The organism is uncultured Nisaea sp., from assembly GCF_963974195.1.
Classification (GTDB): Bacteria; Pseudomonadota; Alphaproteobacteria; order Thalassobaculales; family Thalassobaculaceae; genus Nisaea.
In genome coordinates this window covers 1-8746 of record NZ_CAXBDC010000145.1, presented here as the reverse complement: position 1 = coordinate 8746, position 8746 = coordinate 1, and the positions used below count along the sequence as shown (strand labels likewise).

The 8746-nt window shown below is 59.9% G+C and carries 9 protein-coding genes; 4 read left to right on the top strand and 5 right to left on the bottom strand.

What is annotated here, in order from left to right; all coding sequences use genetic code 11:
• The first annotated feature begins 110 nt into the window (after positions 1-110).
• The 4 genes from AAC126_RS20680 (at position 111) to AAC126_RS20665 (ending at position 3826) form a co-directional block, all read left to right on the top strand.
• A complete protein-coding gene (locus AAC126_RS20680; RefSeq protein WP_339857107.1) occupies positions 111-569 on the top strand; it encodes a (2Fe-2S)-binding protein in 459 nt (152 codons plus the stop codon).
• A 3-nt stretch (positions 570-572) separates the two neighbouring features.
• Positions 573-2780, top strand: coding sequence for a xanthine dehydrogenase family protein molybdopterin-binding subunit (locus AAC126_RS20675; protein WP_339857106.1), 2208 nt, complete (start codon positions 573-575; stop codon positions 2778-2780).
• A 212-nt stretch (positions 2781-2992) separates the two neighbouring features.
• Complete coding sequence (locus AAC126_RS20670; protein WP_339857105.1) at positions 2993-3463, top strand: MOSC domain-containing protein; 471 nt, start codon at positions 2993-2995, stop codon at positions 3461-3463.
• Positions 3464-3475: 12 nt separating this feature from the next.
• Complete coding sequence (locus AAC126_RS20665; RefSeq protein WP_339857103.1) at positions 3476-3826, top strand: VOC family protein; 351 nt, start codon at positions 3476-3478, stop codon at positions 3824-3826.
• A gap of 7 nt (positions 3827-3833) precedes the next feature.
• Here AAC126_RS20665 and AAC126_RS20660 read toward each other — a convergent pair whose 3' ends face one another.
• The 5 genes from AAC126_RS20660 to AAC126_RS20640 form a co-directional block, all read right to left on the bottom strand.
• Positions 3834-4565 (bottom strand): proteasome-type protease, encoded by a 732-nt coding sequence (locus tag AAC126_RS20660; protein WP_339857102.1) that lies wholly within the window; start codon positions 4563-4565, stop codon positions 3834-3836.
• Between the two features lie 26 nt (positions 4566-4591).
• Entirely contained in the window at positions 4592-5392 is an 801-nt protein-coding gene (locus AAC126_RS20655) for a transglutaminase family protein (RefSeq protein ID WP_339857101.1), read from the bottom strand.
• 2 nt (positions 5393-5394) lie between these two features.
• Positions 5395-6336 carry an alpha-E domain-containing protein gene (locus AAC126_RS20650; RefSeq protein ID WP_339857100.1) on the bottom strand — a complete coding sequence of 314 codons (942 nt, stop codon included), beginning with the start codon at positions 6334-6336 and terminating at the stop codon, positions 5395-5397.
• A complete protein-coding gene (locus AAC126_RS20645; protein WP_339857098.1) occupies positions 6336-7763 on the bottom strand; it encodes a circularly permuted type 2 ATP-grasp protein in 1428 nt (475 codons plus the stop codon). Before AAC126_RS20645 ends, AAC126_RS20650 begins: the two co-directional genes overlap by 1 nt.
• A gap of 152 nt (positions 7764-7915) precedes the next feature.
• Complete coding sequence (locus AAC126_RS20640) at positions 7916-8446, bottom strand: hypothetical protein (RefSeq protein WP_339857096.1); 531 nt, start codon at positions 8444-8446, stop codon at positions 7916-7918.
• Positions 8447-8746 lie beyond the last annotated feature (300 nt).

Sequence of the window (8746 nt, the reverse complement as noted above, 5' to 3'; positions counted from 1 at the left end):
GTTCAAGGGCGGATGTCTTTTTCGCAACTGCACCCATTTCTTTTCCAACGGCGACGAAAGCGGCGCGGGGATGCGCCGGCGAGCTTTCGCGCGTGTGGGAGAGCTGAAAAATGATCACACTTAATCTGAACGGCACCGAGCATCAGCTCGATGCCGACGCGGATACCCCGTTGCTATGGGCGATCCGTGACCATGCCGGTCTGACCGGAACGAAATTCGGCTGCGGTCTGGCGCAATGCGGGGCCTGCACCGTGCATGTGGATGGCGAGCCGGTGCGCTCCTGCCAGACATTTCTTGGCGATATCGAAGGGGCGAAAGTCACCACAATCGAAGGCGTCTCCGGCAAGGTTGCCGAGACCGTGCAGACGGTCTGGGCGGAGCTGGACGTGCCGCAATGCGGCTATTGCCAGTCCGGGCAGATCATGTCCGCCGCCGCGCTGCTGGCGGAAACGCCGAAGCCGACGGATGACGATATCGACGCGGCGATGAGCGGTAATCTCTGCCGCTGCGCCACCTACCAACGCATTCGCGCCGCGATCCATGTCGCCGCCGACCGTCTGGAGGCCTGATCGATGCTGGTCCATAAGCTCAACGCACTTGCCGAACGGGTAAAGGCCGAGCCGGTTTCCCGTCGCGGTTTTCTGCTGTCCGCTGCCGCCACCTCGGCGGGCCTGGCGATCGGTTACCGGCCGCTGGCCGGTCTCGCGGCGACTGAACCGTCCAAACAGGGCGGCGACCTCGCCGCCTATATCGCGATTTCCGAAGACGACAGCGTCACCATTTACTCCTCCCAGTTCGATATGGGGCAGGGCTCCTATCACGGCATCGCCACGCTGGTTCTGGAAGAGCTGGGCGCGGACTGGAGTCAGGTGAAAGTCGTGGGCGCGTCCGGCAATGTCACCCATTACGGCAATGTCATGTGGGGCGGCGGGTTCCAGGGCTCCGGCGGGTCCACCTCAATGGCGTCTTCCTGGGACCGGTACCGCAAGGCCGGTGCCGCCGCACGGATGATGCTGGTCGAGGCCGCCGCGCAGGAATGGGGCGTTCCGGCTTCCGAAGTCACCGTCAGCAAGGGCGCCATTGCCCATGCGGGTTCCGGTAAATCCGCCGGTTTCGGCGCCTTCGCGAAAGCGGCTTCAAATCTGACGATCCCGGATACGATCGCGCTGAAAGACCGGTCCGAATGGACGGAGATCGGCAATCCGGAGCTGAAGCGTTTCGACCGGGTTGGCAAGACCAGGGGTGAGCAGGATTTCACCATCGACGTGAAACTGCCGGGCATGCTGACTGCCGTGATGATCCACCCGCCGAAATTCGGCGCGACGGTTGCCAGTTTCGATGCGGATGAAGCCAAGGCGGTGAAAGGCGTCACCGACGTAGTGGCCATCGATCGCGGTGTTGCGGTGGTGGCGACGGACATGTGGTCTGCCCTGAAGGGGCGCGACCTTGTCACCGTGGAGTGGGACGAAAGCAAGGCGGAGACGCGCGGATCGGCGCAGATCATGGCTGAATATCATGATCTGGTGACCAGGAAACCGACGGCGATTGCCCGGACGGATGGCGAACCGGAAGCGGCCCTTGCCTCTGCCGCGAAGGTGCTGGAAGCGACCTATGAGTTTCCGTATCTCGCCCATGCCGCCATGGAGCCGCTGAACGCGGCGGTTCACATGAATGCGGATGGCGACCTGGAAATTTGGGGCGGCCACCAGATGCCGGATCTCTACCAGCAGATGGCCGCCAAGGCCGCCGGTCTGGATCCGTCGAAGGTCCGCATGCACATCATGAAGACCGGCGGCGGTTTTGGCCGGCGGGCAACACCGGACGCGGATGTGATCCTCGAAGCGGTCAATATCGGCAAGGCGATTGGCTGGAAGGCGCCGGTGAAGGTACAGTGGACCCGCGAGAACGACACGCGGGGCGGCCGCTACCGTCCGGCCTATGTCCATCGCCTGCGGGCCGGGATCGATGCGGACGGCAAGCTGGTTGCCTGGGACAACCATATTGTCGGCCAGTCCATCGTTGCAGGCGGTCCTTTCGCCGGGCTGATCAAGGATGGCGTCGACGTTACCTCCGTCGAGGGCTCCTCTACCCTGCCATACGCCATTCCCAACCTCGGCGTCGGATTGACCACAACGGATGTCGGGGTGCCGGTGCTCTGGTGGCGGTCCGTGGGCTCGACCCACACAGCCTATGCGACCGAAATGTTCCTGGATGAGGTGATCGCCGAGATCGGTGCCGACCAGGTTCAGTTCCGGCTCGACCTCTTGAAGGACCATCCGCGTCATGCGGGTGTCCTGAAGCTGGCGGCGGAAAAGGCCGACTGGGGCAAGCCGTTGCCGGAGGGACATCACTGGGGCGTGGCTGTGCATGAGAGCTTCAGCTCCTATGTCGCCGAGCTGGCCGAAGTCTCGGTCGAGGATGGCGATGTGATCGTGCACCGGGTGGTTGCTGCCGTGGATGTCGGCACGCCGATCAATCCGGATGTGATCAAGGCGCAGGTCGAAGGCGGTGTCGGTTTCGGACTTGGCTCGGTTCTTCAGGAAGAACTGACATTGACGGACGGAGAGGTGGATCAGGGGAACTACGATACCTATCTGCCGCTCCGCATCGACCGGATGCCGAAAGTGGAGGTGCATATCGTGCCCAGCACCGAGCGCCCGACCGGTATCGGCGAGCCCGGCGTTCCGCCTATTGGCCCCGCTGTCGGCAACGCGGTGTTCCGGGCGACAGGCCAGCGGGTGCGTACGCTGCCGTTCGACAAGGGCTTCAAGTCAGCCTGATCGCGCCCCGACCTGAACAAGGTGAACCGCCGCCCGGTAACGGGCGGCGGTTTTTCCATGCTCATCTTTCAGCGTTATCCCGGCCACCGAGCCGGGACCTCCCGAAGATTACAACAGTTCTTCGATCATAAAGGTCCCGGCTCGGTGGCCGGGATAACGGCACGGGGTGATTCCATGCTACCGTTTCCGCAAATATGTTGGGGAGCATGCGCATGTACTGGAAGGGCCGTCTGGATCACATTCACATCTGTGCCAAAGGCGCCGATGCGATGACCGAGCTGCGGGAAGCAGAGCTTGTTGCCGGGAAGGGGATCGAGGGGGATCGTTATTTCCTCGGGACCGGGACTTATTCGGACAAACCGGCTCCCGACCGGCAAGTGACCCTGATCGAAAGCGAGACGCTCGAAGCGTTGGCGCGGGATCACAACATGGAACTCACTCCGGTTGAAAGCCGCCGGAACCTCACGGTTACGGGCGTGCCGCTCAACCATCTCGTCGGGAAGCGTTTCAAGGTTGGCAGTGTGGTGCTTTTTGGCGGACGGCTGAACACGCCCTGCAAATATCTGGATGACCTGCTCGGCAAGAAGCTGTTCAAGCTGCTGCTGAACCGCTCCGGCCTCAATTGCGAGATCGTCGAAGGCGGCGTTATCCGGCCGGGTGACACGATTGAGTGGATGGAGTGAGGAGAGAGGGGCATGACCGTCAAACGGATCGTCGCAAATCTCGAGGTCCCGGACGTGGCCGCGACCGCGAAGTTCTATCGTGATCTGTTTGATCTCGAGTTGAAGATGGATCTCGGCTGGATTGCCACCCTTGGCTCGGAAGAGCAGATGCGGGTGCAGTTCAGCCTGATGCGGGAAGGGGGCTCGGGCGCACCGGTCCCGGACATCTCCGTCGAGGTGGAGGATCTCGACGGGATGCTGGAAAAGGTGAGGGCCGCCGGTTACGAGATCGAATATGGTCCGGCGGACGAGCCATGGGGCGTCCGCCGGTTCTATCTGCGCGATCCAGAGGGGCGGTTAGTGAATGTGCTGACGCATCTCTGAGATGATTTCAGAAGTGAAAGTCCGGCAGGGCCTTGAAGGCGCTTTTCAAAGCATCGCCCCAGCCTTGTGAAATCGCGACGTAATACGGATCCTCGGCGGTGATCCGGCGTTCATGCCCGACCTCGAAGCTGTCTTCCTGGTAGGTCATCAAATCCAGCGGCAGGCCGACGGACAGGTTGGCCTTCAATGTCGAGTCGAAGGAGACGAGCAGGAGCTTGACGGCCTGCTCATAGGTCATCGTCGGCTCGAACGCGCGCAGGATGATCGGGCGGCCGTATTTTGTCTCGCCGATCTGGAAGAACGGCGTGTCGGTGGAGGCTTCCAGGAAGTTGCCTTCCGGATAGATCAGGAACAGGCGGGCGCCGCCGCCGCGGATCTGGCCGCCGAGCATGATGGTCGCATCGAATGTGGAATCCGCGCGCTCTCCGGTGGGCGAGGCGGTGCGGATGACATCGCGCAGCAGCTCGCCGACCTGGCGGGCGACATCGAACATGGACGGGGCGTCCAGGATCGACGGGCTGCGGTCTTCCGGTGCCTTGGTGCGCTCGTCAAGCAGGCTGACGACCGTTTGTGTCGTCGCCAGATTGCCGGCGGTCATCATGGTAATTACCCGCTCACCGGGTTTCGACCAGGTGAACAGCTTCTTGAACTGGGAGATGTTATCGACACCCGAATTGGTGCGGGTGTCCGACATGAACACGAGACCCTTCTCCAGCCGAAGGCCGACGCAGTAGGTCATTCTTTTAGTGTGCTCCGAACGTGCGGTTACTGTTGTTCCACCTGCAGGCTGACGGAGAAGGATTCGGCGCTGTCACCGAAACGCATCCCGGACACAGGTGCCGCTTCTTTATAATCCAAACCCGAGGCGACACGAACATATCGTTCATCCGGCGAGATGACATTCGAGACGTCAAAGCCAACCCAGCCGATATCGGCCAGAAAGACTTCCGCCCAAGCATGCGCCGCATCCTGATCAATCCTGTCGTCCATCATAAGATAACCGCTGATATAGCGGGCCGGGAACCCGATCTCGCGGGCCGCGGCGATAAAGATATGGGTATGGTCCTGGCAAACGCCATGGCCTGCCTTGAGAGATTCTTCGGCCGTTGTCGTCACCTCGGTCTGGCCGGTTTCATAGGCGACACGGTCGCGAATCAGGGCGGACAGCGCGTGCATCTGGGAAAGCTCGGAATCCTCATGCGGGAGAGCTTTCAGCAGTTTTCGCAATTCGGGTCCGACCGTCGTCATGGGGGTTTCCCGGCGGTAATACCAGAGCGGTGCATACTGCACTTCAAAGCCAAGCACGCCGTGGGTCTCGTGAGTATCGATCTCGCCTTCGCACATGATCGTCATCTCGGTCTGGCCAGGCTCGATACTGGTCAGAATAACGTGATTGGTATGCTGGTCCGAGAAGCTGAGTTCCTGCTTGGCGCCTTCGAGGCTCATGTTCCAGGACACAATTGACTGCATAGGCGATGAACGCGGCGTCTTGCGAAGCTGCTGGAGTGCGAAATGAACGGGCGTATCGTAATGATAGCTCGTTCTGTGTGAGATCCTGAGGCGCATGATCAGCTATAGAATCTATAATCTTGTTCGATTTGGCCGCTGAGTTGTCCGGTATCCTGAATGAAACCTTTCAGAAACTCGTGCAGCCCCGACGCTAGGATAGAGTCAATGGGGCGTCTGTCCAGCTTGCTGAACATATCCTTTGCCTGGTCCGCACATATACTGCGTTCGCCATAGCGTTCCGAGAGCTGGTCCAGATTGTCCACGATCTCTTCCATGCAATGGGCGATGGAACGGGGCATCGAGCAGTCGAGGATCAGGAAATCGGCGATACTGGTCGGATTGATATCCTCGCCGTTCAGCCAGCGATAGGAGCGGTTTGCCGAGACGGAGCGCAAGATCGTCTCCCACTGCACATTGTCCAGTGATGAGCCGATATGGGAAAGCGACGGCAGCAGGACGTAATATTTAACGTCCAGAATCCGGGCCGTGTTGTCCGTCCGTTCGATGAAGGTGCCGAGGCGGGCGAAATTATAGATATCGTTCCGCAACATGGTGCCGACAAGCGTGCCGCGCACCAGGGTGCTTTGCTGTTTGATGGTGGCGAGAACGGAAGGCAGGTCCCGCTCCCGTATCGGGCGCTGCAGGACCTGATCCAGTACCATCCAGCATTCGTTCGTCGCCTCCCAGACCTCGCGGGTCAGCGCGGTGCGCACCAGCCTGGCATTGGTCCGGGCCTGTTCGATGACATAGCGGACACTGGAGGTGTTTTCCCGGTCACGGAGCAGAAAATCGACAACGTTCGGCGCATTATATTCGCTGTGGCGGGCCATGAAGCCTTCGGTCACACCGGCGGTGGCGATCACGGATTGCCATTCGCTGGTCGCTGCGCTGGAACGGGTGAGGGCGATGCGGAAGCCGGCTTCCAGAAGACGCGCGAGGTTTTCGCTGCGCTCCAGGTAGCGGAACATCCAGAACAGGCCGCCTGCGGATTTTCCGAGCATCAGTCCTCCAGCACCCAGGTGTCCTTGGTCCCGCCGCCCTGGCTGGAATTCACCACCAGTGATCCCTTTTTCAGGGCCACACGGGTGAGGCCGCCGGGCGTGATGTCGATCCGGTCGGGAGAGACCAGAACGAACGGGCGGAGATCGACATGGCGCGGTGCAAGACCGGCCTTGGTCAGGATTGGAACCGTGGATAATGCCAGGGTCGGTTGGGCGATGTAGTTTTCCGGTCTGGATTTCAGCAGTTTGCGGAAGCGGGCAACCTCGCGCTTGCTGGCGGTCGGGCCGATCAGCATGCCGTAACCGCCGGAGCCGTGTACTTCCTTGACCACCAGCTCTTCCAGATTGTCCAGCACATAGGCGAGCGAGTCCGGCTCGCTGCACCGCCATGTGTCGACATTCTTCAGGATAGGTGCTTCGCCTGTATAGAACTCGACGATCTCGGGCATGTAGGAATAGACGGCCTTGTCGTCCGCAACGCCGGTGCCGGGCGCGTTCGCGATGGTGATGCCACCGGATCTGTAGACATCCAGAATGCCCGGGACGCCCAGCATTGAATCCGGGTTGAAATTCATCGGGTCGAGATACTCGTCATCGACCCGCCGGTAAATCACGTCGATCGGCTCATAGCCGCGTGTGGTGCGCATGGCGACACGGCCATCGATCACGCGGAGATCATGTCCCTCGACCAATTCAGCGCCCATCTGGTCGGCGAGGAAGGAATGCTCGAAATAGGCGGAATTGTGGATGCCGGGGGTGAGCACCGCGATGGTCGGCCGGCCATCGCAGGCGTTCGGCGCGGAACGGGCGAGGGTGCGCCGCAGGTTCTTCGGATAGTCGCCGACATTCTGCACCGGAATGCGGGAAAACAGCTCCGGGAACATCTGCATCATGGTTTCCCGGTTCTCCAGCATATAGGAGACGCCGGAGGGGGTGCGGGCGTTGTCTTCCAGCACGAAGAATTCATTATCCTCGGTGCGCACCAGATCGATCCCGACGATATGCGTGTAAACGCCACCCGGCGGATTGACGCCGATCATCTTCGGCTCGAAGGCGCTGTTCTCCGAGATCAGCCGTTCCGGAATGCGCCCGGCCTTGATGATTTCCTGCTGATGATAGAGATCGTAGAGGAACGCGTTGATGGCCCGCACGCGCTGTTCGATACCGCGCGCCAATTTCGACCATTGCCAGGCCGACAGGATGCGGGGAACAACATCGAACGGGATCAGCCGCTCCGTGTTTTCCGCGTCGCCATAGACGTTGAAGGTGATGCCGGTGCGGCGGAAGAAAGTCTCCGCCTCTGCCGACTTTCTGAGTAGCTGACCCGGATCCTCTGAATTGACCCAGTCATAATACTCGCGATACGGCTCGCGGATATCACCTCCGCTGCCGAACATCTCGTCATAATCGTTGTTGCTTGCTCCCATTGTTCGAAATTAGAGCAATTTATCTGGGTATTTCGCAAGTGCGAAGATTTTAGGCAGGCTGAAAAACCACCACCGGTGCCGGTTTCGACAGGGTTTTTTCACCCGGAATTCTGCGGCTTTTGAGGTTTGTTGATGAGGCTTTTATTCAGCCGTCAGGCATCGGTTCCTAGATACTCGAGAAGCTCCGATGTCACCACATCCATCAGCATTGACCGGGTGATCTGCGATTTCAGGACATAGCGATTGATTTCGTTATTTTCCCTGGCTTCCCGCTCTGAAAGCAGGCCCGGCTGGCCCGTGCGCAGGACAATCCGGACATCGTTCTGACCGAGTTCCTCCCGGATCTGATGCGCAACCCTGAGGCCGGCGTCCGGTGTCTCCATCACCACATCAAGCAGGATGATCGAGATACCGTCGCATTTGCTCAGAACGTCGATTGCCTCTGTGCCGGAATATGCGTGGTGAAAATGCAGCGGGCGTCCAAGCAGGACCTCTCCGCCGAGGGCGAAAAGCGTCGACTGATGCACATCGGCATCGTCATCGACGATGAGAATGCGCCAGGGCATCTGTTCTTCCGTGTCGAATTCGACATCGTCTTCGATGTCGGAATCCTCATCCATGAAAACCAGCGCATCGTCGTCGTCTTCTTCGACGTTATCGGCGTACGGTCTATACGATCCCATGCCAGTCCCGAATCGTTCCCATCCCTTGATCATGTCACCACCTGAGTGCTTCTGCTCATGTTTGGTTAATAACGTGGGCCTACTTTTTAAGCGGGCAAGTTCATTTTACAAACCGAGTGTTAAGCCGGGCTTAATAGGCGCACGTGTGATCGTTGAAATTTTCGGGAAAGCTGGATTGATTGCCACAGGCATTCCGGCGCCGTCTGACGCCGGAATGCGCGTTGTGATCAAATACGCTGTGTTGTTAGCCGACGAACGCCCGCTCGACCACGAATTCGGCCGGCTTGTTGTTCGCGCCTT

Bases quoted from the DNA above. Each gene is read 5' to 3' on its own strand.
- AAC126_RS20640 (WP_339857096.1), bottom strand. From the start codon at position 8,446: ATGGGATCGTATAGACCGTACGCCGATAACGTCGAAGAAGACGACGAC.
- AAC126_RS20645 (WP_339857098.1), bottom strand. From the start codon at position 7,763: ATGGGAGCAAGCAACAACGATTATGACGAGATGTTCGGCAGCGGAGGT.
- AAC126_RS20670 (WP_339857105.1), top strand. From the start codon at position 2,993: ATGTACTGGAAGGGCCGTCTGGATCACATTCACATCTGTGCCAAAGGC.
- AAC126_RS20660 (WP_339857102.1), bottom strand. From the start codon at position 4,565: ATGACCTACTGCGTCGGCCTTCGGCTGGAGAAGGGTCTCGTGTTCATG.
- AAC126_RS20655 (WP_339857101.1), bottom strand. From the start codon at position 5,392: ATGCGCCTCAGGATCTCACACAGAACGAGCTATCATTACGATACGCCC.
- AAC126_RS20675 (WP_339857106.1), top strand. From the start codon at position 573: ATGCTGGTCCATAAGCTCAACGCACTTGCCGAACGGGTAAAGGCCGAG.
- AAC126_RS20680 (WP_339857107.1), top strand. From the start codon at position 111: ATGATCACACTTAATCTGAACGGCACCGAGCATCAGCTCGATGCCGAC.
- AAC126_RS20665 (WP_339857103.1), top strand. From the start codon at position 3,476: ATGACCGTCAAACGGATCGTCGCAAATCTCGAGGTCCCGGACGTGGCC.
- AAC126_RS20650 (WP_339857100.1), bottom strand. From the start codon at position 6,336: ATGCTCGGAAAATCCGCAGGCGGCCTGTTCTGGATGTTCCGCTACCTG.